This is a genomic window from Parasphingorhabdus sp., assembly GCF_041748495.1.
Taxonomy (GTDB): domain Bacteria; phylum Pseudomonadota; class Alphaproteobacteria; order Sphingomonadales; family Sphingomonadaceae; genus Parasphingorhabdus.
In genome coordinates, this window is the sequence record NZ_JBGTDD010000001.1 from 1 (window position 1) to 23,176 (window position 23,176).

21 protein-coding genes are annotated in these 23,176 nt (G+C 57.9%); 8 read left to right on the forward strand and 13 right to left on the reverse strand.

Annotated features, from left to right (window positions below; genetic code table 11):
- The 4 genes from ACEW8J_RS00005 to ACEW8J_RS00020 form a co-directional block, all read left to right on the forward strand.
- On the forward strand, positions 1-676 hold a 676-nt coding region (locus tag ACEW8J_RS00005), incomplete at its 5' end, for a ribonucleotide-diphosphate reductase subunit beta (protein WP_373489573.1).
- Between the two features lie 43 nt (positions 677-719).
- Entirely contained in the window at positions 720-962 is a 243-nt protein-coding gene (locus tag ACEW8J_RS00010) for a DUF4160 domain-containing protein (RefSeq protein ID WP_373489574.1), read from the forward strand.
- On the forward strand, positions 946-1,200 hold the full coding sequence (locus ACEW8J_RS00015; RefSeq protein WP_373489575.1) for a DUF2442 domain-containing protein: 255 nt from the start codon (positions 946-948) through the stop codon (positions 1,198-1,200). Before ACEW8J_RS00010 ends, ACEW8J_RS00015 begins: the two co-directional genes overlap by 17 nt.
- A 132-nt stretch (positions 1,201-1,332) precedes the next feature.
- Positions 1,333-2,199: an HNH endonuclease gene (locus ACEW8J_RS00020; RefSeq protein ID WP_373489576.1), complete on the forward strand. Its 867-nt coding sequence runs from the start codon at positions 1,333-1,335 to the stop codon at positions 2,197-2,199.
- Positions 2,200-2,389: 190 nt separating this feature from the next.
- Here the strand turns inward: ACEW8J_RS00020 and ACEW8J_RS00025 are convergent, their stop codons facing one another.
- The gene (locus ACEW8J_RS00025; RefSeq protein ID WP_373489577.1) at positions 2,390-2,779 is read right to left on the reverse strand and encodes a hypothetical protein; all 390 of its coding nucleotides are present in this window, start codon (positions 2,777-2,779) and stop codon (positions 2,390-2,392) included.
- A gap of 318 nt (positions 2,780-3,097) precedes the next feature.
- Between ACEW8J_RS00025 and ACEW8J_RS00030 the strand changes: the two genes are divergently transcribed.
- Both ACEW8J_RS00030 and ACEW8J_RS00035 read left to right on the forward strand, forming a co-directional pair.
- Complete coding sequence (locus ACEW8J_RS00030; protein ID WP_373489578.1) at positions 3,098-3,724, forward strand: carboxymuconolactone decarboxylase family protein; 627 nt, start codon at positions 3,098-3,100, stop codon at positions 3,722-3,724.
- A 143-nt stretch (positions 3,725-3,867) separates the two neighbouring features.
- The gene (locus tag ACEW8J_RS00035; RefSeq protein ID WP_373489579.1) at positions 3,868-4,245 is read left to right on the forward strand and encodes a glycine zipper 2TM domain-containing protein; all 378 of its coding nucleotides are present in this window, start codon (positions 3,868-3,870) and stop codon (positions 4,243-4,245) included.
- 192 nt (positions 4,246-4,437) lie between these two features.
- Here the strand turns inward: ACEW8J_RS00035 and ACEW8J_RS00040 are convergent, their stop codons facing one another.
- Together ACEW8J_RS00040 and ACEW8J_RS00045 are read right to left on the reverse strand one after the other, a co-directional pair.
- Positions 4,438-4,743, reverse strand: coding sequence for a GIY-YIG nuclease family protein (locus ACEW8J_RS00040; RefSeq protein ID WP_373489591.1), 306 nt, complete (start codon positions 4,741-4,743; stop codon positions 4,438-4,440).
- A 221-nt stretch (positions 4,744-4,964) separates the two neighbouring features.
- Complete coding sequence (locus ACEW8J_RS00045) at positions 4,965-5,339, reverse strand: hypothetical protein (RefSeq protein ID WP_373489580.1); 375 nt, start codon at positions 5,337-5,339, stop codon at positions 4,965-4,967.
- A 236-nt stretch (positions 5,340-5,575) separates the two neighbouring features.
- On the opposite strand from ACEW8J_RS00045, the gene ACEW8J_RS00050 reads away from it, so the two are divergent.
- Positions 5,576-5,941: a hypothetical protein gene (locus ACEW8J_RS00050; protein ID WP_373489581.1), complete on the forward strand. Its 366-nt coding sequence runs from the start codon at positions 5,576-5,578 to the stop codon at positions 5,939-5,941.
- Here ACEW8J_RS00050 and ACEW8J_RS00055 read toward each other — a convergent pair.
- From ACEW8J_RS00055 to ACEW8J_RS00065, 3 genes are all read right to left on the reverse strand, one after another.
- Positions 5,938-6,429, reverse strand: coding sequence for a thermonuclease family protein (locus ACEW8J_RS00055; RefSeq protein WP_373489582.1), 492 nt, complete (start codon positions 6,427-6,429; stop codon positions 5,938-5,940). The genes ACEW8J_RS00050 and ACEW8J_RS00055 overlap by 4 nt on opposite strands.
- 83 nt (positions 6,430-6,512) lie before the next feature.
- Positions 6,513-6,635 carry a hypothetical protein gene (locus ACEW8J_RS00060; RefSeq protein ID WP_373489583.1) on the reverse strand — a complete coding sequence of 41 codons (123 nt, stop codon included), beginning with the start codon at positions 6,633-6,635 and terminating at the stop codon, positions 6,513-6,515.
- A gap of 486 nt (positions 6,636-7,121) precedes the next feature.
- Positions 7,122-7,898: an SDR family NAD(P)-dependent oxidoreductase gene (locus ACEW8J_RS00065; RefSeq protein WP_373489584.1), complete on the reverse strand. Its 777-nt coding sequence runs from the start codon at positions 7,896-7,898 to the stop codon at positions 7,122-7,124.
- A gap of 230 nt (positions 7,899-8,128) precedes the next feature.
- Here ACEW8J_RS00065 and ACEW8J_RS00070 point away from each other — a divergent pair, with 230 nt between their 5' ends.
- Positions 8,129-8,548 carry a glycine zipper 2TM domain-containing protein gene (locus ACEW8J_RS00070; RefSeq protein ID WP_373489585.1) on the forward strand — a complete coding sequence of 140 codons (420 nt, stop codon included), beginning with the start codon at positions 8,129-8,131 and terminating at the stop codon, positions 8,546-8,548.
- A 126-nt stretch (positions 8,549-8,674) separates the two neighbouring features.
- Here ACEW8J_RS00070 and ACEW8J_RS00075 read toward each other — a convergent pair whose 3' ends face one another.
- From ACEW8J_RS00075 to ACEW8J_RS00105, 7 genes are all read right to left on the reverse strand, one after another.
- The gene (locus tag ACEW8J_RS00075; protein ID WP_373489586.1) at positions 8,675-12,820 is read right to left on the reverse strand and encodes a hypothetical protein; all 4,146 of its coding nucleotides are present in this window, start codon (positions 12,818-12,820) and stop codon (positions 8,675-8,677) included.
- 17 nt (positions 12,821-12,837) lie between these two features.
- Positions 12,838-14,763 (reverse strand): hypothetical protein, encoded by a 1,926-nt coding sequence (locus tag ACEW8J_RS00080; RefSeq protein ID WP_373489592.1) that lies wholly within the window; start codon positions 14,761-14,763, stop codon positions 12,838-12,840.
- A gap of 185 nt (positions 14,764-14,948) precedes the next feature.
- The gene (locus tag ACEW8J_RS00085; RefSeq protein ID WP_373489587.1) at positions 14,949-16,973 is read right to left on the reverse strand and encodes a heme-binding protein; all 2,025 of its coding nucleotides are present in this window, start codon (positions 16,971-16,973) and stop codon (positions 14,949-14,951) included.
- A 10-nt stretch (positions 16,974-16,983) separates the two neighbouring features.
- Positions 16,984-18,288 (reverse strand): multiheme c-type cytochrome, encoded by a 1,305-nt coding sequence (locus ACEW8J_RS00090; protein WP_373489593.1) that lies wholly within the window; start codon positions 18,286-18,288, stop codon positions 16,984-16,986.
- A gap of 808 nt (positions 18,289-19,096) precedes the next feature.
- Positions 19,097-20,536 (reverse strand): aldehyde dehydrogenase family protein, encoded by a 1,440-nt coding sequence (locus ACEW8J_RS00095; protein ID WP_373489588.1) that lies wholly within the window; start codon positions 20,534-20,536, stop codon positions 19,097-19,099.
- 10 nt (positions 20,537-20,546) lie between these two features.
- Positions 20,547-22,193 (reverse strand): acetolactate synthase large subunit, encoded by a 1,647-nt coding sequence (locus tag ACEW8J_RS00100; protein WP_373489589.1) that lies wholly within the window; start codon positions 22,191-22,193, stop codon positions 20,547-20,549.
- Positions 22,194-22,336: 143 nt separating this feature from the next.
- Positions 22,337-23,176 (reverse strand): D-2-hydroxyacid dehydrogenase (locus ACEW8J_RS00105; protein WP_373489590.1); only part of this gene is annotated, 840 nt, incomplete at its 5' end.

Below are 23,176 nucleotides of genomic sequence, written 5' to 3' on the forward strand. Positions count from 1 at the left end.
AGCGATGAAGGACAAGCACGACTATATGGGCACATTCGGCGTCGACAATGACGAGGATATCGCCAAGACCCTGGCGATGTTCGGCGGCTTCACCGAAGGGCTGCAACTGTTCGCCAGCTTCGCCATGCTGATGAACTTCCCGCGCTTCAACAAGATGAAGGGCATGGGCCAGATCGTCACCTGGTCGATCCGCGACGAAAGCCTGCACTGCGAGGGTATCATCAAGATGTTCCACACATTCGTCAAGGAACGCGACTGTCTGACCAAATCGGTCAAGGATGACATCATCGACTGCTGCCAGAAAACCGTGCGGCTGGAAGATGCCTTCATCGACCTCGCGTTCAGCGACGGCCCGGTCACCGGCATGACCGCCAAGGAAATCAAGCGCTACATCCGCTATATCGCCGACTGGCGCCTCGGCCAGCTCGGCTTCCAGCCGATCTACATGATCGAGGACCACCCGCTCCCCTGGCTCGCGCCGCTGCTGAACGGCGTCGAACACGCCAATTTCTTCGAAGCCCGCGCCACCGAATATTCGAAAGGCGCGACCAAGGGCGAATGGAACGACGTGTGGTCGAGCTTCGACCAGCGCAAGGGCAAGGTCGCGAACGAAGATGCGCCGGTCGAGGATGAAGGCGTGGATATGTTCGAGCAGGCGGGGGTTGCTGCGGAGTGAATATTAAGCCGCTCCTCTTGCGGAAAGAGGAGCGAATTGACTAATGCCCGTCGTCTTTCGCGAACGCGGATTTCGATTCCATTTCTATTCCAACGAAGGCGACCCGCGCGAGCCGATTCACATCCACGCGGCAAAGCCGGGAGTGGACGCCAAATTCTGGCTATATCCGGACGTCGAATTGGCCTATAATCGAGGCTATGATGCGAAAACGATCCGGCGGTTGCGCGACATCATCATCGCGCGCCGTCAAATAATAGAGGAGGCTTGGAATGAGTTCTTTGCCTAGACCAACCGCCGTCCGGTTTGACGAGGACCAGATGTGGGTAGAATTGGAAGATGGTCGGACGCTGGGTGTACCGCTTGTCTGGTTCCCTCGCTTGCTGCACGCGACGGCCAAGCAACGCAAATCGTTTTTTCTAAGCCCCAGTGGCCTGCATTGGGAGGAAATCGACGAGGATATCTCGGTCGCTGGCTTGCTTGCCGGCCGAGGGGATATGACTCGGAGCGGGAAAGAAGCGGCTTAGCGAGCTCCCAAGAAATGAATTACGAAATTACCGGGAGTTCGCTAATAATTTTCTGACTAAATTAAAACTCGTAAACGGCACTTCTTCACATCTGACATTGCCTCACAATATAGATAAGTCTATCACCTTGTGATGGCAGGTGTTTTTGTTCATCGTCGCGACACGCACTATACCGATCGACCCGATGAACAATATCAATTTCCCAAAAGCTATTTGTCCCGCGCGTTGCTGTTCAAGGGCGATTGGGCAGTTTACTACGAACCGGTAAAAGCCGGTGGCCGTGGTTTCTATGCAGTTGCGTTCGTCGAAGATATTATTCGTGATCCGACTACACCGGATCATTTCCTCGCACTGATTGAACCCGGCAGCTATCTTGATTTCGGACAGAATGTATCCCATCGGATAGATGGAGAACTGGTCGAATCAGGCTTGCGAAATGCACAAGCCGCCGTTCGTCCCTTGATACCCGAAGACTTTGTTCGAATTATCAACCTTGGCTTGGGTGAGGATTCATCTGCGCTCCCACGTACAGATATCGTTGGCGGATCTGCGTTGCACGAAGACCGAATGCCGTACCAATTTGAAAGCGAGCAGGAACGGCGTAAAATTCTGATCTCCAGAACGGCGAGAGATGCTAATTTCCGTAAGGCGATTATTCGCACCTATGACCGGCGCTGTGCTTTTACAGGATTGCAATTTATCAATGGCGGTGGGCGTGCTGAAGTGGAAGCAGCCCATATAAAACCTGTATCCGCAAAAGGACCAGATAGTGTCAACAATGGGCTTGCGCTCTCCGGCACGATGCACTGGATGTTTGATCGTGGTTTGCTCTCGCTGGGCGATGATCTTTCGATCATGATTTCCCATCATGTCAACGATGTCGCGAGTCTCGATCGACTTTTGCTGCCGACAAGAAAAGCTGTTGCACCCCAGGATCCAACGATGCGGCCCTATCCACATTTTTTGGAGTGGCACCGCGAAAATTGCTTCAAACATTAGGTCGGGTATGACGGTATCAGCCCCCCAATTCTCCCCCTCGTGATCCTGAACTCGTTTCAGGATCCCTCAAGCTTGGCGCACACCCTCCCAAGGTCCTGAGTCAAGTTCAGGATGACGACGGGTTCCTTCCAACAGTTCTCCATGACGGGTCCGTCCCCACCACGCTCACCACTCCCCAAAAGCCTTCGCCTCAGTCCGAATAGCATTCCCCGGTCCGCACCGTCGCGACGATGCCGTCGTCAACATAGCGGATGGTCAGCTGCGTTCCGCCGCCGGAGATCTTCTGGATGACGGCGCCATAGACCTTGCCGTCGGGTCTCCAGACACAGCTGACGAAACTGCCGTTGCGCCAGTCATAGGGGCGGACCTGGCTGGCGGGGCGGGTTTCGGTAGTGCCGTCATCAAAATTGATCGTGACCTGGTTGCCGGACATGCCCGCGACCACGCCGGGATAAAAATGACTGCCGCCGACCGCGCTGCGCGCCAGCACCCACTGGCCCTGGCCAAAGGCCTGCGCCCCGGCCGCGGTCGCGCCGGTCAGCGCCAGCACGGCGCCCGCGATGATCGATAATTTCTTCATGACTTTCCCCCTCCGTTTGTTCGCGCATTTTATCACGATGATCGCGAACAGGCTAATGAAATGGCATTTGAAATGGCATCGTCATCCTGAACTCGTTTCAGGATCCCTCACGGTTCGCGCGCAATCGCCCGAGGTCCTGAAACCAGTTCAGGATGACGATTCTCCTCATGCCGCATTCGCATGATCCGCGCCGCATCCGATAACCGCCGCTCGCCCCCCCGACTGGCGGCCCGCATCTCCTGCGCGCTCCTTAAGCTATCCTTAAAGCTATCGCGTGTACCTGATACAGTGATCGTACTTGCCGAAAGAGCCGAGTCCATGTCCAAATTTCCATCTCTCCCCGACAATCCAGAAATGGTCGAAGTCCTCGCCGCGCATAGCGAGGGGTTCGAATATCTGTGCGACTATCATGACGTGATCCTGCGCGGGCCATCGCCGCTCAGCGTCGCCGAGCGCGAGCTGATCGCCGCCTATGTCTCCGGGCTCAACCAGTGCGATTTCTGCTACGGCTCGCACCGGGCGTTTGCCGAAGTGCACGGCGTCGCACCCGATACGTTCGACAATCTGGTCACCGACCCGGCGGCTGCGGGAATTGATGAAAAGCTGTTGCCGCTGCTCGCTTATGCCCGAAAGCTGACGCTTGCCCCGACCAGCGTGACCGACGCGGACGCGGCGGCGGTCTATGCCGCCGGCCGGGACGAAAAGGCCCTGTTCCACACCATTGCGGTGACCGGCATCTTCAACCTGATGAACCGTCTGGTCGAGGGAACCGGCATCACCGCCGATCCGCTGCGACTCAATGCCTTTCGCGACCGGATGGCCAACGAACTGGACAATCCCAGGCCCTATGCGGAATTCGCCGGGATGGTGAAGGGCGTCAGCGAGAGCGGAATCCTGGGGGATTCGATAATGGGCGGCGGCTGGGAAAGTGCGTCCCTGACCTAGCCTGCCCGGCCGTTGCTCGCCAACGGGATCAGCCAGGGCGCGCAATATTCACCCATGCTGACAATCCAGGTCACCGAGTGTTCATCTTGCGATTTGTAAAACCCGTTCAGCTTTTTGGAAATAACAGCAACGGGAATTTTACCATGCGCAAGTTACTTTTGTCCGTCGCCGCCGCTACTCTGGTCGTGCCGACCGGGGTCGTGCTCGCCGATCCGCCGCCCCATGCCAAGGCCTATGGAAAGCACAAGAACAAGTATAAGAGCCGCTATGACGACCGCGGCCGCTATTACGAACCGCGCCGCCTCAGCCGCGACGACCGGATCTGGCGGGGCCGGGACGGCCGCTACCATTGCAAGCGCGACAATGGCACAACCGGCCTGATCATCGGCGGCGCCGTCGGCGCTCTCGTCGGCCGCGAAATCGACAGCAGAGGTGACCGCACGGTCGGCACCCTATTGGGTGCCGCAGGCGGTGCCCTCCTCGGCCGCGAAATCGACCGCGGCGGATTGAAGTGCCGCTAGGGCAGAATGTTCGCGATATTTGAAGAATGAGTGGTCACGCTGAAGAACGAGCGGTCACCCTGAACGGCGAGTCGTCATCCTGAACTTGTTTCAGGACCCCTTGAGCCAGAGCCCGAACCGTGACCGTGAGGGATCCTGAAACGAGTTCAGGATGACGAATCACGCCAAATTCATGATGCCGATCATGGCCAATCACCTGATGGGCTCAAACCCCAGATCCACCGCCAGATCACACCACGCGGGATTGCTCGCCTCGATCAGGTTCAGTTTCCACTCCCGGTGCCAGCGCTTCAGCTGCTTCTCGCGCGTGATCGCCAGTTCCATATTGCCATATTGCTCGAACAGCACCAGCTTGTTCAGATTATAGCGTTTGGTAAACCCGTCCGCCGCTCCTGTGCGATGCTGGTAGATGCGGCCCATCAGGTCGGACGTCACCCCGACATAAGGCAGGCCGCGCGGCTTGTTGGTCATGATGTAGACGCAGGGCTGCAAGGGCATGACAAAACTATATTCCGGCGAGATACCTGGCCACAAGGTCCGGCTGCCCAAAATACCGCTTTGGTCAAACTCACTTCCCCGCCCTCGTCATCCTGAACCATCCCCCGTCATCCTGAACTCGTTTCAGGACCCCTCAAGCTTCGCGCGCTGCCTCACGAGGTCCTGAAACAAGTTCAGGATGACGACTTATTTTGACAACCCCTCACCACAACCATTCGGCACTACTGTGGCAACAACCGCCGCCAGTCGCCCCACAGCACCACCAGCAGACAGACCGCAATCACCACCAGATCGACTGCGGCGGCGAGCGGCATATATTGCAGGCCGGCCAGCGCCGATAATCCGCCGATCACCGACCAGATCACAAACAGCTTGCGGCCGCCGTCCCAAGTCTTGACCAGCCCGATCCCGGCGGCGAACAGCAGCATCGGCGAGAGCATCATCAGCACCCCGCCCAGCCCGGGCAGCAGCAAGGCCATCGATGCGGACAGCATCGGCGGCAAGGCCGGCAGAGGCAGAGGGAGAAAGTTGAGCGCTGCGACGATGATCGCGCCCCAGCCGATATAGCGGCGATAATGTTCCATAGAAGATCTCATGTTCGGGTTCCTGTCGCTCCCTATCAGAACGCGCGACATTATCCATCCGTTGCGGCTTTTTTCGGATTGCCGGTCTGTCCTACAATCATGGTTTCTGCTAAGGCACGGCTAATGGAATATCCTGCCATCAGATATCTGCAACCTGCTGGAAAAAGGCGCAAAATCGTGCGTCCGGGACAGGCAGGAATTTTCTCTTTTAACATTGTAAAGATTGTCAAGAATAGGCCGGTGGTAGCATGAAATCTGTCCGAATCATTTTTGCCCTGGCCGCCGCATGGGGCTTTCTCGCGCTCGTCCCGGGTCTGTTCGGAGAGGCGGGCGCGCGGCCGGAATATTATTACGGCTTCATCGGACTGGCCTTGGTGTTCCAGCTGATTTTCGTGATGATCGCGATCGACCCCGTTCGCTATCGCCCGCTTGTTCCGATTGCGATACTGGAAAAGCTGGCCTTTTTTCTGCCGGTCACATGGCTCTATTGGCAGGGCCGGGTGGCGATGGGCGCGGTGTTTTTCGGGGCGATGGTCGACGGACTGTTCATGCTGCTGTTCGCGCTGGCCTGGTTTCTGGGACGTCCGAGGAGTCGTCCGGGAAAAGCGGGCTAGCACCAGTCGCGGCGATGGCCCTGCCAGCGTTCGGCCAGACCCTCGGTCACCAATATCTCGCCCAGGCTTTCGCCATCGCGGGTGATGATCCTGAGATCGCGGCCATATCTGTCCTGATCCCGGTCGATGCCTTGCAGGGTGAAGCGGCCCTGATTGAGCAGGTCCTGCAGCCGCAATTGCGCCTGCTGGCCGAGTCTTTTCTCGGACGCGCAGCCGGGTTGCGAGATTTCCGGCGTGTTGATATCAGCGATCCGGATCTTGCGGCCCTCGAACCAGATGGTGTCGCCGTCGACGACGCAGCTGTAGCGGTCGGGGCCAAAACATATGCCGAAGCTGGCCCGGTGCGGATCGCTGCCGACCGCGGCGCTGGTAGCGACCGGACCGCCGCCGAGGAAGATCGCCAGAAACAGCGCGGTGCACATGGCGAGCGTGATGGTGATGAAGGAGGGCCAGCGGATGTCGCTCACCGGCTGGGAAATAGCGGTCAAATGTTAAGGGAGACTAAACGGGAGGCGATGGGGCAGGGTGAGCGGGAATGAGGCGGCCAGCCCCGGTCGGACATCTCCGGTGATCAGATCACCAGAGATGCGCTGTTCTGGACCGCGGGGCCGATCGAGGCCGTCAGGAAGATCGAGGCGGAAACGAAAGCGGCAAAGGCGGCGGCGAGGCGGTTTTGAAACTGGGGAGAAAACATGGTCAGGGTTCCTTTATCGGGGTTCAGGTTTATCGGGGTTCAGGCAACCAGAGCGGCGGCATTGATGGCGGGGCCGACGCTGGCGCTGACAAGAACAGCGGCGGCGAAAATGGCGGCAAAAGCGGCGGCGACTTGATTTTGGATGTTCAGGTTGGTCATTTCAAATTCCTTCTGGTTCAAATTGGTGCTTCACAAATGTTTCTGCGAAGATGTCCCTAGCATTGCACAGGGCGTGCCAGTTTTGAAAAACCTAAATATATCATATAGATAGAAGAAATGACTCGTTCGGCCAATATGAACCGAAACTGAATAATAGTGAAAAATACCAATAATTGGTATCTGCATTTGCGCGACCGGGCCGCGAACCGGCTCTTGGCGCGATGGAGTCGCTGCGGCCATGCGGATAGCCGCGGGCCAGCGCCAGCCGCCGCTCCCGCTTGCCGCTGCCGCTCAGCCAGGCAGAATCATTTTTGCGTCAGGATTGCATCAATATTGCGCGGTCCCGCCGTCGACGCTCAGCGTCCCGCCGGTGATGCCCGCGCCGGCATCGGATGCCAGCAGCACTGCCATCGCTGCGACTTCCTCGACCTTGCCCGGGCGCTTGAGGGCGCTTTCCTGGGAAAACATGTCGATCATCTCGTCAAAGGTCATGCCCATGCCGGCGGCGGTCGCGGGGCCGCCCTGCATGATCAGGTCGGTCAGGATCAGTCCGGGGCAAATGGCGTTGACGGTGACACCCGATGTGCCCACTTCCTGCGCCACCGCCTTGGTCATGCCGTTGATGCCATGTTTGGCGATCGTATAGGGCGCGAAGGTAGGCTTGCCCATCTTGCCTTCGGTCGAACTGATATTGATCACCCGGCCCCATTGCTGCGCGATCATTGGCCTGAGCGCCCGCCGCGTTGCCCAGAAGGTCGAATAGATGTTCCACTTCATCGCCTGGTCAAAAGCTTCATCGGTCAGATCAACCAGGGGCGCGAGATCACCGGCACCGCCGGCATTGTTGACCAATATGTCGATCGTACCAAAATGCGCGACGGTCTGGTCGATAAATCCCTCGACCTGATCCTGTTCCATCACGTCCCCGGCAATGAAGATCGCCCGGTCACCGGCATCCAGTTCCGCAATGACGTTCGCGCCCTTCTCAGGATTGCGCGCCATCAGCGCGACATTGGCTCCCTCTGCCAGAAAGGCCTCGGCAATACCGCGGCCAATCCCCGCTGTACCGCCCGTTATCGCTGCTGTCCTGCCCTTCAATTTCATCACTCATCCTCTTCGCTATGTCTGTCCGTTGCTATCGGAGAGGATAAAAAGCGGCAATGGATTAAAAAGCTAGTCCTCCGGCCTGCTCCCAATCCATTCAGGAAAAATGCTTGAAATATGAACCTGAGATAAAACCGCCATTCAGTATCTGGTCAAGCCAGCGCCCCTAGAAGGACAGTCGTTGGGTAGCAATTGATTTGGGTTTCGAAAAATAATTCTGGAGTAAAAAGATGATCAACAAAATTCTGGGAAGTATCGCAGTATCAGCCGCAGCCGTCGCCACGATGGCCTTCGCAACGCCAGCAGAGGCGCGCGGCGGCTATTATAACGGCGGATATTATGAGCAGGTCCGGGGCGACCGATATCGCGAATATCGTCGCGGTGACACCTATCGCGGTGATCGCTATCGCGGTGATCGCTATCGGGATAGTCGGGATTATCGTGACCAGCGTCGCTATCGCAATAGCCGCTCTTATAATGATCGCCGCTATCGGGGCTGTGACCGTGGAACTGGTGGTACGATCATCGGCGCGATTGCCGGCGGCCTGCTCGGTAACGAAGTCGCTCGTCGCGGTAACAAGACCGAAGGCACAATCATTGGCGGTGCCGTAGGCGCATTGGCCGGTCGCGCGATCGACGGCAACTGCTGAAGGTTTCGCTTCTGAAGCAATATAGACAAAGCCCTGCGCACAAGCGCGCAGGGCAATCATTCCTCCGAGTTGTGTAACGGGGGACAGGGGGTCGGTGCCACTTGATGGCCCGGCCCCCGCTCGTTGTCATTTTCTCGCAATCATCGGCGGAACAGGCCCGATCCAGTCCGCCAGATCCGGTTCATCCTTCACAAAATAGGGCTTGCCCTTGCTGTTCAGGTAAAAGCGCTGCATCTCGCTGCGGGTGAACGGACGAGAACCCAGCCGCCCGAAGACAGCCATCTGACCGCCGGTCTCATCCACCGCCCGGTCACGATCCAGCCCTTTTGACAACGCCAGCGCCGGCTTCGGCGTGCTGGCAAAGGCTATCAGTTCCGGCATCGGTGCCGGTGAAAAGCCATAATAATTTTTCTGGCTATCGGGTGTGGTCAACTGGATCACCTTCAGGCCATTGCGGCCATCGGCGACATAGGCAAACAGCGTGGCGTTGGTGGAACCGACGATGACATCTTCCGCGTCGTTCATCGCGCCGCCGAATGTTTCTTTTCGGTAAATCGTTGGTGCTTCCGGCCGGGTGATGTTTGCGATGACCAAGCCTTCGTCCTTGGCAGCGATATAGGCATAGGTCCGGGCGAGATAGAGTCGGCGAGCGTTGCGCAGGGAAATGGTCCCCGACGGCACTGCCACCGGATTTTCCATGTCCGTGACATCGAACAGTTTAACACCATCGACATCGGTCACCCAAAGATAGCGGAATTGCAGAGCCGACGCGCGCGCATCGGTCATCGGAATGGTGACAACGTGGCGGGGCTTCAGCGGCTCATCAAGATCGATCAGGGTCAATCCGGCAGCGGTGGTGATATACGCATAATGGCCTGCCAGCGTAATATGCTGTGCACCGTCAAGCACCCCTCCTTCGTTCCAGGTCAGACTGCGTTTGAAGAAATTATTCCGGAATTCTCCATCGGCGAGCGTATTGACGTCGACCAGGATCAGGCCTTCTTCACTATCGGTGATGACGGCATAATTATAAATCGGATGGAACGGCTGTTCTTCGTTAATCTCCCGCAATTCCTTGGTGTTACGCAAGGGCGCGATGGGCTGGTTGGTAGCCAGCGCCATGCAAGTCGCGTTTTTGGTGCGGACATGCGTATCATGGCCAAGCGAGGAAAAGGGCGCCTTGATGATCCGCTCCGAAAAACCCTTATTGCCGATGGATGCAACGTCATAGGCGCGGAAACCACCGCTTCCTTCCGCCACGAACATATATTCGCCGCGCAGCTGCAGGCATCGAACGGCATCTTTCGTCCCTTGAATAACATTCTTGAATTCTTCGAGCGCTTTGGTTTCGCCAGAAAGATTCTTGTCGAGCCGTTCACCGCGCACCCAGTCGATCAGTTCCCGGTCATTATCCTCAACGTGCATTCGCCAATAGTCGGGATAGGCATATTTTTGCAGATAGGAGCCGATGACTGCTTGCGGTTCATCCCATTCGGTCACCCGGACGGCTTCAAATCCCTTTTCTAGCCCGACCCAAGCGTGGAGGCCGACAAAATTTACGAAATTCGTACCTTGCAGCAAGGTTTGCGCCATGATCGCATTATTGTCATTGGCCTCGCTGACGTGACAATCGGAACATTGCTTGGTCTCGGTTTTGCGCACGGTGTGCGGGAAATGGGGTGCAAAAGCTTGTGATGAAAAGCCGATGCCGGAGATTGGCGGCTGCTGGACATAGATGCGTTCGCGATTGATGTTGGTCGAAGACAGGACCAATGCTGATGTCGACCGCACTGGAGCGATAATATTGCCCTTCGTGGTCTGGTGGCGGCCCAGCTGGAACATCTGATCGCGAGCGACCTGAGGATTGTAGGTCGCATAGTTTCGGGTCGTGCCGCCTTCATATTTGTGGCTATCCGATTGCCAGTTCGCTTCGATCGGCAAATGGCAGCCACCGCAGCTTGTCGTCCAGCTGAGGTGGCAGGTGAAACACACCATATTGTCGTCCTTGTGCGCCCGATCGTCTTTCGGAACGCCGCTGCCAAAGGCAAATTTGCCGGTTTCTGAACCGGTTTTGGACATAAGCTTGGCCCGGGCGGCCTTGAGATTAAAGTCAGGGTGGGAACGGTCGACGCTGTTCTTCACAAGGCTGACGCGCCAGCTGAGCTCGGGATCGATGATCGAACGCTGGATCAATACGCGCTGCCCATTGGGGTCTTCAAACCATTCGAATCTCCGTTCGCCATTGGCATTGCGGAGCAGACCCAGATTCTTCCCTTTCGGACGCGCCGCCAGATTGCTGGTCATCAGGTTCGGATAGGCATCGGCGGTGCCATGGCAATCCTTGCAACTGATTTCGACGGCATTGGCAACTTCGCCATAGATCAGGCCATTGCCGTGGCTGTCCTGGGCAAAATGGCAATCGGCGCATTGCATCCCCACTTCGGCATGGATGCTCATCATATGGACGGATTTACCGGGATTGATTCCCGGTTCGACGAACTGGCCTTCGCCTTTCCTGCGGAATTTTTCCGGATCGTCATTGGCCACGATATTGTCGGTATCGGTGGAGTAGCTGGCCTGGTTGCCATCCGCATCCAGCAGATTGCCGTCTCGGTCGCGTTTCAGGATCGCCCGGAAATTCCAGCCATGACCATGATAGTCGGCAAATTGCGTGTCCTTGGTCTCGCTGTTGAGGTCGTAAACATTGCGCAGAAAGTCGATGTCAGCCCAAAGCCCCTTGGGTGCGGCGCCTTCCGGGTTCCGGTCGAGCACGGCCCGCACTTCTTCGGCATCCGGATATTTCTGCTGCTTGTATTTCTTCTGATATTCCTCGTCGCTCATGCCTTCCGGCCTGGGTGTCAGATTGTCTGGCCCTGGCCACATATAAGGCGCGTCCGACTCATAATCCCACATGGTATAGCCGAGATAGCTGTTCAGAAAGATGTTCGGCTGGTGCATATGACAGTTCATGCACTGGGCGGTCGGGATTGCTCTGGTGAAGGCATGCTGGATCGGATGCCCTTTTTCCCGCTGCGCCGGATCCGTATCACCGGTCTGGTCTTCGCCATGGCCTTTTTCTTCGCCGTGACCGCCCTTTGCGCCATGCGAGGCATCATAGGTGCCAAAGCTGCCGAAGCGCTGTTCTCCCTCTTTCAGGTTGCGAATGGTCGGATCGACCGTCTGGGTCTGTCCATCCCGGCCATATTTGGCCCAGATCGAACTGTGCCGCGGTTCGCGGTCATTGGCATAGACAACGTGACAGCCAGCACAGCCGGACTGGCGATAGTCACCCGGCTGATCATTGGTCCCCATGAACCACATGAACGGGTCGTTGAGCCGGGTCTTGTGAATATTGAGCACCGGAATGGCGACGCGAAGACCGGTGCCGGGGCCGCGATTGGATTGTTTCAGATCCGGTCGGCCGGGCTCTTCCAGCCGCTGGATGATACCGCCGATATTGGGCAGTCCGATTTCCGGGAACTGGGTGTTGATATTGCGCCCCCCGCGTTCGAACACCCGGAAAATATCCCCTGGTGGAACCGTGTGCCAGGTGGGCAAGGGATAAAGAATCGGCAATGCACCGCGCTTCTTCTCGGCGTCGGTCACCGTGCCATGCGGATTGCCGGGAGACTTGATCGTGGCGGGTTGGCCGTCGCGCGTATAGGCCTCGCCGAACACGTAATTTTTGAAGGGGACAATGCCGTTATTATAGGCCGCTCCACCCCAAAGCATCGCTCCGGTTGCCATCAACGACCGTTCCGAAGCCTCGATGATTTCCATATGACAGGCGCCGCAGGATTCGCGCGCCACCCGATAGTCGGATGGATTGACAAAGCGCACGAATTCCGGCGCTTCCGCGTTCAACAGCGAATAGCTCCGCTTCGGATTGGCGGAAGATGGCCAGTGCCAGCTTTCAGGATATTTCGGCAGAACATGTGCCTTTTTGAGCGCATCCATATAAGCAAGGCTGTTGCGGCCCCATTTGTTGTCACCGACCACCGACGCGTCGCCACCATGACAATCCACGCAACCCAGCACCACCGCGGGCGTTTCGTGCATGGTCTTCTGGTCGGTCTCGCTGTGACAGCTCTGGCAGCCGCTGCTTTTTGCCTGCGCTTCGTCCCAGGTTTGATTCTGCGGAGCAGGGGGGGTGAAACTATAATCGATTTTCTGTGGTTTTTCCTTGCCTGCGGCAAGCAGCAATGACGCTGGCGCAATGGTCAGGGCCATTGCCCCCAATCCTGCAAGGATCCATTTGCTATTGCTCTTCATGATCTTTCGCCAATGCATCAGAAAGCCAATATCGCGTTGAGCAGAATCGAATAATGGAAATCGCGCTTGTCGGTCTGGTCAAACAAATCCTTGAATCCTTTTCCGGGTAGCAAAGCCGCACCGGACAAGCGGAATACGATATTTTGCGTGGCTTTGGGCCGGTAGATCGCTGCCACAGAAAGATCCCAGCCAATATCTTTGGGTATCGACCCTTCGACCCGCAAGGCTTCCAGGCTCTCGGTCTTGTGGAACCAGAGATGATTGGCATTGGCGGAAATCCGGAAATCCGGCGTCAGGTCGGCATCGACGCCGACACCGGCCAATATGGTGCCGGGATTGTTGAAATTGCTTTGTCCCTGCTCCTTGGAGGACCGAAGCGAATTGAGGATACCGTTGCGACCGTTGATCGAGATCACCCTGCCGCCCCCCGCGAACGGGATGGTCTGGCGGATCCAGTAGCTGGTGTCGGCTCCGGCAAAAATGGGATTCTCGAAAATCGCATCAAAGCCCGCTTCGGTGTTGTTGTAGGGATTGCCGTCTCCGCTGGCGAACAGTCCCGAGGCACGAAAACGCAGATAGTCGACGTCATAACTCGCTTCCAGAGCGCCAAAATAGGCGGCGATTTTGGCCGGTTCGCTGGTGAAGAAACTGTTCCGGTCCTCACCAAACGCCCCGTAAACCTGTCCCGATAGATTGATCCGCCCGATCCGGCCATCAAAGGCATAGCCCGGATAGACGACATCATAGGCCCGGCCCCGGAGGTCGCCGAGCAGCGCCGGACGGACCGGAAAGCCATTGGTGTCGATTTCCACATCGGACCGCTCGCGATTCATATTATAGGTCAGGCTGAACTGACTGGTCAGACCGACAAAGGGCAGATCCTGGCGATAGAGATTGGCGAAGAAAATATAGCTTTCGCGCGGGGTCTGGGTGATGTCGTTGAGACCGGAATTGGTGTCTTTTTCCAGCTGGACAAAGGCCCCGAGATTATACTGGACCCGATTGTTGTCGCGGGTGCCGAACAGGCGGAAACCGAGCTGGTTGTCCTGAAACAGGAACCCTCTAAAGTCCGCCTGCATCGGCTGGATGCCGATCCGGAAACTGTCAAAATCATAGCGCGCCGAGGTGTTGCGGATATGATAGTCGAAAAACGCCTCCTGCACGCCAACGAACCAGTCGGTGCGGCGGGACGGCTTCGAAGGCTCGACAAACAAAACCCGGCGTTCCGGCACATTCACATGATTGACCTGAGTCGCCAGGGTCAGGCGATATTCCACATCCGGCGGTTTATAGGCGGTCGATCCCTTGATCAGGGCAAAGCCGGTGATGAAAGTCTGGGCATAGACTTCCGAACCGGATCGCCCGAACACGTCGATATTATTCGGTCGTTCCGTGGTCTGTACGCCCACGGGAATGGGGAAACTGCGTGGTTCGAAAACCGTATCCGAAATCAGATTGGCGACAAAGAACCAGTCGTCGCCCTTCAGGAAGCCCGGTTTCTTGTCGGCCGGGATCGGCTTGTCGCCCTTGAGAACATTCTGACGGTAGGGATTGAGCGTGCTGTGGCAATTGTTCCGTAAGGCGCCGAACAACGTGTAGATCGCGTCATCGCCCCCCTTCGCGGGACACAGGCTCTGCATGATGCGCCAGCGATCGGGTACCGGGAATTCGTCCGTTGGAAAGGCTTCGGGCGGCGGCGCATTGACCGCGCCCGGATTGTTCTGGGTTACCGGATCCGGCAATTCCTTTTGCACACCCGGCCGACGCCGCCCATCGATCAGGGCCTCGTCGGCATCCAGCCCATCAAGCTCTGTTTCCAGTTGATCGGGCGATTCCGGCGGTTCCAGAATGGAGGCATTGGAAGCATCTTCCAAGGTAGGCTGATCAGCGGCCGCTTCTACGTCCTCTTCCGCCGCTTCTGCATCCGGATCCGGTCCGCCCATGGCCGCTTGTGGTCCGAAATCGGAAGTTTCTATGCCTGTTCCGCCCTTATTTTGTCCGGCGAGCATGGCGATCAGAGACGCCTCCATGTCATGAATCGAAGCCTGCCGAGCTTCCAGTTGCTCCACCTGGCCGGACATCACCGCCAGGATCGGCACGAAAGAGGAAGCAAGCCCCGACATCCGTCCTAAAGCCCCTCGCAGACATTCTGGGCATTCGTGTCGAGAAACGGAGCGAATGGGCAGCTCACATAACGCAGCCGGACATTGGCGTTGCCGAGATTGACGACGATATTGTCGGCCCGGATCGCTTTGGGTGCATTGCCGATTCCGCCGACGCGCTGGGCCGCATTGTGCAGTCCGAGGAAGCTCGCCATATCATCCTGATCAATGCCATCGCCGGAGACTCCGATCCCGCCGATGAGCCTGTCACCGCGGTAGATCGGCACGCTGCCGGGGAATATCTGCAGACCGTTGGACAGGCGATTCTGGCCGCCGCTATTGGCTATGCTTGGCAATTGCGTGCAGCGTTGCGGCGTATCGGGGCTGGCGCCATTGGAACCGACAAAGGCCAGATGGGCAACAATGTTGGGAACGACCAGATCGAGCTGCAGCCCGACCGCGAAAGGACTGAATTGTGCGGACTGGGCAACCGACAGTGGACCAGGAGGGCGTCCGATCTCGCCATCAGGGAAATAGGGTCTGGCAATATTGCCGCCGGAACGATCGGCAAAAGCGACCGTGCCGGTCAGGGCATTGGGATCGCCCAGGAATGTGCGCACGCGCTGTACATAGCCTGGCACATTCGTGACGCCGGGCAGCACCGGTGTGCCGAGCAGTTGCTGGGCCGCGACCGAATTGGAGAAGAAGGCAGCGGTGCGGGCCTTTTGCAGGGATACGTCCGTGCCAAAAATCGGGCCATCGGGAGTGCGGACAATTCCCAATATCTGTCCATGGGTGTCGACCACGCTCACGGTCGCCTGCATCCGGCTGTCAAGCGGTTGGCGGATCTGCGCCCTGGCGCGGCTGAAAATGATGAAGGCTTCTTCCAGAATTGCCTGCACTTCCGCTGCGGTAAGCGGTGCGGCTACCGCAGCACTGTCGGTACCGCCGCGGATCGGGAAGCGGTTGGCGCCCGTGCCATCGGTGAGGACAAAGGCATCCCGATTGCTGAATTCCCCTGCGGTTGACGCCCGGATGCCGGACGCTTCCGTTCCGTAAGCGGTGCCAGCGATGATGGCGCCATCGGTATAGCCGGTAACCGCCAGCAGATTACCGATCGTGCCGTTTATCGCGGCGAAATTGCCTCGCAGCGGGGCCAGATCACCGACCACCATGTCGCTGAACCGCAAGGAGGTACCATCGACCGATATCCGGTTGGCAGTAATCGAGGCGGGCGGTGCAAAACCCTGAATGCCGGCCAGCGCAATGGCTTCTTCGTCATCCACTTCGACATCGAGGATATTGGGGTCGAAACCATAGTCTCCATCCCCCATGATGCCGATGCCGCCGACCACCACGCCGTCTTTGTACAGCGGCAATCCGCCGGGATCAGCGGCGAGGCCAAGCGGCGACCGTTTCGGACCGATCAGCGACCCGGCACCGCCCATCGGACTGAATCGCTGGGATAGGTCCGAGCAGGGCAGCTGACTGAACTGAACGCCGAACAGCGGGCCGCTTTCCAGGCCAACGGTGGTGGGTGCCGGTGGAAAATGCTCCTGCGCGATCTGACTGGCCGTGCGGCTGGAAAAGGCATTGCCCCCGCTGGAAAGATAGGCCCCGGTTATCGCCTTGGCTATGGCCGCGGCTGCACCAGGCACCATTGCCCCTTGCAAACCGATGGTGTCGCCGGGACCCGCAATGCCACCAATCTGCCTGGAACTCACCGCCACTGCGCTCGAGCCGTTGTTCGAACCATTCATATCGAACACCGCCAGCACATTGCCGACCCTGTCGACTACGGCAATGACCGCCGGAAGATTGCGGGCTTCGGCTTCACCGGCCGCCTGCGCAATGATTTTTTGCACATCTGCAACGGTCAGGGCGCGCTGGGCCGGGGTAGCGAACAGCCCGCCAGCCGGTGGCGGCGCGGGCGTCGGCGCCGGAGACGGCGAGGGTGTCCCGCCGAAATCATTGCTGCCGCCACCACCGCCACAGGATGTCAGCAGGAGCGCGGCGGCGGAAATGGCGGATGTCAGAAACGGTTTGCGCATTCTTTATCCTCTATCTCAGCGACCGGATGGTGCGTACGGCGCTGCCCAGGGATCTGCGGAATTTCAGCGGTTCATAAGCATTGGGTTCGGCGACAGCGGCATAAGCGACATTGATCTGCCCGCGCAGGCTGGCGGCAGCGGATTGGCTGACCTGACCGCTGTTGACCAGTCCGTTGAGCAGGGTGTCGATCGCCATGACCGACTGCACGCTGCCTTCATAATCGGTGAAGCGCGGCGAAATCGCCTGACCGGCAATCGTCTCCATGATCTCGAACGTCTGGTCCCGGCCAAAACTGGCGCGGGAGAAGCGGTCGGCGAGCTGTGTCGCATATTGCCGCAACCGGGCCGCTTCCTGAACGGCGGGCTCTCTGCCCTGAGCCATGGCGGCATGAAACGCCCTCGACCGGCTGTCGAATTCGCTCGCGAGGTCCGGTGCAGCCACCTTGATGGCTGCGCTGAGCATGATCATATTTTCATCATTATAGGGCGGCATGCCTTCCGGAATGGGTCGTCCGGGATTATTGACCGCGGTCGGACGTGCGGACGGATCATCAAAAATCCGGCGGTGGCAGCTGTGACAGTCGTAAAAATAAAATTCTGGGAAAATGCCCTCGGTGGCCAGAGCCGGTTTGGAGAAAAGATTCAGCGAGCGTTCGAGCGCCATCGCCTGACCGACCGCCCAGAACTGGACGCTGTTGGTGCGACCCTTGCGGCGCACATAATCGACATCCTCGTCATGATGCTGTTGCAGCGTGGAGAAAAGGTCCATTTCGAACGAGATACGCGGGTGGCCGGCAGCCATGATCCGGTGATCGACAAACTGGCCCTTGTTCGCGCTCCCGAAATGACAGTCGAGGCAGACGCTGGCCCTTGCTTTTGGATTGGTCAGCGGCACCAATCCCTGCGCAACATTGCGGGCATGGCTAGCGCCGACAGCATAATGGCTGGAGAGCCAGCCGGAAGACGCACCGTGGCAGGATTCGCAGCCGACGCCATCGTTGAGCTGGAATCGGGGGCCTTTGCGGGCCGCCTGCGTGGTGTGACAGCCCAGACATTCCGATGCGGAGGCCGCATCCTTCAGACCCAGACGCTGGGCGATGGCGATGCTTCGCGGCTCACGCAGGACGCGGAAGGCGCGGCTATGCGCGCCGCCGGGTGTGGAATCTTCCTGCCAGCGCAAGATTTCATCCTGCCGGACGATTTCGCCATCGGCTTCCTGTCGTCCGTGACACGTGGTGGCACCGCAGCTTGCCACGCCGAGATAGGTGCCACTGGCAAGATCCGTCGCAGCTTCCACCGGAGCCGGGCTTGCCATGGTCGAGATGAACAATGCGGCTGCGACGAGGGTCGAGCAGAATAGGGTAGCGGCCAGTACTGGCCAGCCTGGTACCCACGAAAAGATTTTCTTCGTTTGCATCGTTGCCCAATCCGGTTTTGAAACCGGTCCCCTCATTCAGCACGACGCGACCCTTACCGTTCGCTAGAACGATAAGTTTATCTATCGCCCATCCGATCCTCAATGCAAACGAAAACCGCCCGATTTCTATTATTTTTTAGGGTCTTGGCAGCGGAGTCTTGCGGTATCGCAAGCACAGTGTGGCGCATTGGCAACGCTCATTGGCTTGCGCCGGGCCCCGGCGCATTGGTAGTTCTTTCCTACAACTGCCCCAATCGCATATTGTCTTCCCGATCCTTCGGCAGTTTCGGAGACCGGCTCTTTGACAATCTGAATGAATCAGCGCTTTCAACCGGACGGGAGTGCGCCCCGCCGGAAGGTCACAGTCCGCATCCGGCTGGCTTCCAACAAAGGCCGGAATTCTGGGGCTTTGGGGCAAAGGTCACAGAAAATAAAAACGCGCGCCGCTGTCAGGCATTTGCCTTGTCGTGCCGCTGCGAAAGCAGGGGGCCATCTCCCGCCATTGCGTCTGTTCGATGACCTGGATGTTGGACCGAAAAGCGATCCCATATGCTGCCCCGATCGGTCCGGAAAAAAAGACAAACGGGACTTGCCGAAATCCAGAAACGACCGGCAACGGGTGCCCGCAATACGCTTCATTGGCCCCAACTTTGACAAACTTTGGGGACGGATGCCCCGCTTCTATCCCGCTGTCGCGAGACCGGATCTAACCTGGCTTGCGGCGAATCACCAGATTGCGGATTTCGGTCATGTCTTCCATGGCAAATCTTATGCCTTCGCGGCCAAGGCCACTGTCCTTCACGCCGCCATAAGGCATATTGTCGACCCGATAGGACGGCACATCGTTGATCACCACGCCGCCGACATCGAGATGATCCCACGCATCGAGGGTCTTGAAAAGGTCGCGCGTGAAAATGCCGGCCTGCAGGCCGAACTTGCTGTCGTTGACCTCTTCCAGCGCCGCTCCGAAATCGCTGAACTGGGAAAGCAGAGCAAGCGGACCAAAGGCTTCTTCGCGATAGGCGTCGGCGCTGGTGTCGACATTTTCCAGCAACGTGGCCTCGAGCATATTGCCCTCGCGATTGCCGCCACAGAGCAGCGTTGCGCCTCCGTCAACGGCGGCTTCGATCCAGCCGTGCAGACGCTTGGCTTCGCCTTCGGAAATCATTGGACCGATGAACGTGTCCCGTTCCTTTGGGTCGCCGGAGACGAGTGATTTTGTCTTGGCAACCAGCATGTCCTTGAACTTGCCGTAAATGCTTTCATGGATGATGATCCGCTGCACGCCGATGCAGCTCTGGCCGGACTGATAAAAGGCGCCGAACACGACCCGCTCCAGAGCATCGTCGAGGTCCGCGTCTTGGTCGATGATCACCGCCGCATTGCCGCCGAGTTCCAGAACCACTTTTTTCTTGCCGGCCTTGGCTTTCAAATCCCAGCCGACCCCGGGCGAACCGGTGAAGGAAAGCAGCTTCAGACGCTCATCAACCGTGAACAGGTCAGCGCCATCCCGACTCGCGGGCAGAATCGAGAAGGCGCCTTTTGGCAGATCGGTCTCTGCCAATATCTCGCCCATGATGATCGCGCCAAGCGGCGTCTTGCTGGCCGGTTTCATGACGAACGGGCATCCGACGGCAATCGCCGGGGCAATCTTGTGCGCGGCCAGATTGAGCGGGAAGTTGAACGGAGAAATGAAGCTGCAGGGACCGATGGGTACCCGTTTCCACATGCCCATATAACCTTCGGCGCGCGCAGAAATGTCGAGCGGCTGGACCTCGCCATAGTTGCGGACGGACTCTTCGGCGGCAATCCGGAACGTATCGATCAGGCGTGTGGTTTCGCCTTCGGCATCCTTGATCGGCTTGCCGGCTTCGACGCAGAGCGAATAAGCCAGTTCATCAAACCGCTCCTTGAACCGGTCGACGCAATGTTGCAGCACATTCTGGCGTTGATAGCTGGCCATTGCCGCCATCGGTTCAGCGGCGGCGACCGCTCCGGCTATGGCCTCCTCGATAACATCCGGCGTAGCCAGCGCGGTCCGGAAGGCGACTTCATTGGTATATTTGTCGGTGACTTCCAGGTCCGTATTGGGCTGCACCGCTTCATTGTTGAGATAAAGCGGATAGACGTCTTTCAATTTGGTCATAGGCTATCACTCACACCTTCGCGCTGAGTTCCTTGATCTCGTGATTCAAAATGCGATCATTGTCCGAATAGTCGACCGGACAATCGATCAGATGAACGCCTTCGCTGTTCAGGCATTTGTCGATTGTTTCCTTCAGATTCTGGGCGCTGGTGATCCGGTAGCCGTTGGCCCCATAAGCTTCTGCATATTTGACGAAATCGGGATTGCCATAGGTCAGCCCCCAGTCCTTGAAGCCCATATTCGCCTGTTTCCAGCGGATCATGCCATAGCTGTTGTCGTTCAGCACCAGCACGGTGATGTTGAGTTTCAGCCGGACAGCGGTTTCCATTTCCTGGCTGTTCATCATGAAGCCGCCGTCGCCGCAGATTGCCATGACCTTGCGTTTGGGATAAACCATCGCCGAAGCCATGGCAGAGGGCAGGCCGGCGCCCATTGTCGCCAGCGCATTGTCGAGCAGAACCGTATTGGCCTGCCGTGCCTTGTAATTGCGGGCAAACCAGATCTTGTAGACACCATTGTCGAGACAGATGATGCCGTCCGCAGGCATGGCGTCGCGGATCACCTTGACCAGATGCGGCGGGTAGATCGGGCAACGCATATCGTCGTCCATTGTATCGGTATGCTCTTCTTCCGCTCTGCGCGCCTTGTACATCGCGTCGAAATTCCAGCTGCCGGACGGAACGATATCTTCCTTCATCTGCCAGATCGCATTGCCGATATCGCCAATCACTTCGATCTGCGGGAAATAGACCGGATCGACTTCCGCGCTGTTCATCGACACGTGAATGACTTCGGTGCTGCCCGTCGCCATGAAGAACGGCGGCTTTTCGATCACATCATGACCGACGTTGATGATCAGATCCGCCGACTCGATCGCGCGGTGGACGAAATCATTGGCCGACAGCGCCGCGCAGCCCATGAACTCCTTGTGCGTTTCATCGACCACACCCTTGCCCAGCTGGGTCGTGACAAACGGAATGCCGGTCTTCTCGATGAATTGCGTGAGCATGCGTCCGGTGGTCGTTCGGTTGGCACCGCCGCCGACGACAATGATCGGTGACTTGGCGCCTTCAATTTTCTTGGTCGCTGCCCGCACCGCCTTTGCTTCGGCAATCGGACGCCGCGTCAGGCTGGGCGCAATCGGGGTCGAATCGGTTTCCTCGTCGGCAATGTCCTCGGGGAATTCGATATGAGTGGCGCCGGGCTTCTCTTCCTCGGCCAGACGAATCGCTTCGCGGACACGGCTGGGAATATTGTCGGCGGATGCCAGCTGATGGGTGAATTTGGTGATCGGGCCCATCATGTCGACGACGTCGAGAATCTGGAACCGGCCCTGTTTGGATTTCTTGATCGGCTTCTGTCCGGTCACCATCAGGATCGGCATGCCGCCCAGTTGCGCATAGGCAGCTGCGGTCACCAGATTGGTCGCCCCGGGTCCCAGGGTCGCCATGCAGACGCCGGTCTTGCCGGTATGCCGACCATAAGTGGCCGCCATGAAACCGGCACCCTGTTCGTGACGGGTCAGAATGAGTTTGATTTTTTTGGAGCGGGACAGGCTGTCGAGCATGTCGAGATTCTCTTCGCCCGGGACGCCGAATATATATTCGACGCCTTCATTTTCGAGACATTCTACAAATAGATCGGATGCTTTGGTCATGTGGCCCCCTCTCTGATCGTGATGATCAGTGCTTGTGCAAAGAAATGGCAGCGACCCCGATGACTCTCAATCCCCTCTAGAAAGAGACTCACCATACCCTATGTTCTTAGTTGATAAGTTAAAATAAACGAGGTGTCACCCCCTCAATATCCACGATCAAAATCGGCCACGGCAATCATCGGGTCGCCATTCCGGTAACGCTTCAGATTTTCGACAAAGCGGACAGCCGCGCGCTGGAACATCCGGGTTTGCGCCGTGCCCGACAAATGCATGGTGATCATGCAATTGGGTGCGTCCCAAAGCGGATGATTGGAGGGCAATGGCTCGGGGTCGGCGACGTCGAGCGCGGCGCCACCGATGGCTTTGCTGTTCAGGGCTGTCAGCAAGGCGTCCTGATCAACCAGAGTGCCGCGTGCGACATTGATCAGCCAGGCAGAGGATTTCATCGCGGCAAATTCATCCGCGCCAAACATGTGTCTGGTGTCGCTCGTTGCCGGTGCGGAAACGAACACCCAGTCAAATTCCCCGAGCCGGTCCCGCCAGTCGTCCAGCCCGATAACGTTGGCTTTTCCGGTCGCGGTGCGGCGGACAGCGGTCACCTCAACGTCAAAGCCGGAGAGCTTTTTGGCGATCTGCTGACCGATCCCGCCATAGCCGATGATCAGCGCCTTGCTGTCATCAATCTCGGTTGTTCCGGGCGGCGTTTCCAGCCAGTTGTGCTGGCGGTGATTGTCGTGGATGATATCGCTGCGCTTGGCGGCGTCGAGCATCATCATGATCGCAAATTCGGCAATCGGGGCGCTGTTCAGGCCAGCGCCATTGGTGAGAATCGTGCCTTGAGCCTTGAGCTGTTCGAGCGGAAAATGTTCGACCCCGGCATAGATGCTGTTGAGCCATTTGAGATTGGTCGCGGCGGAAATGATCCGGGCCATTTTCTCTTTGTCATACATGTCGAACCAGCCGATCTCGGCATCGGGCGCGAC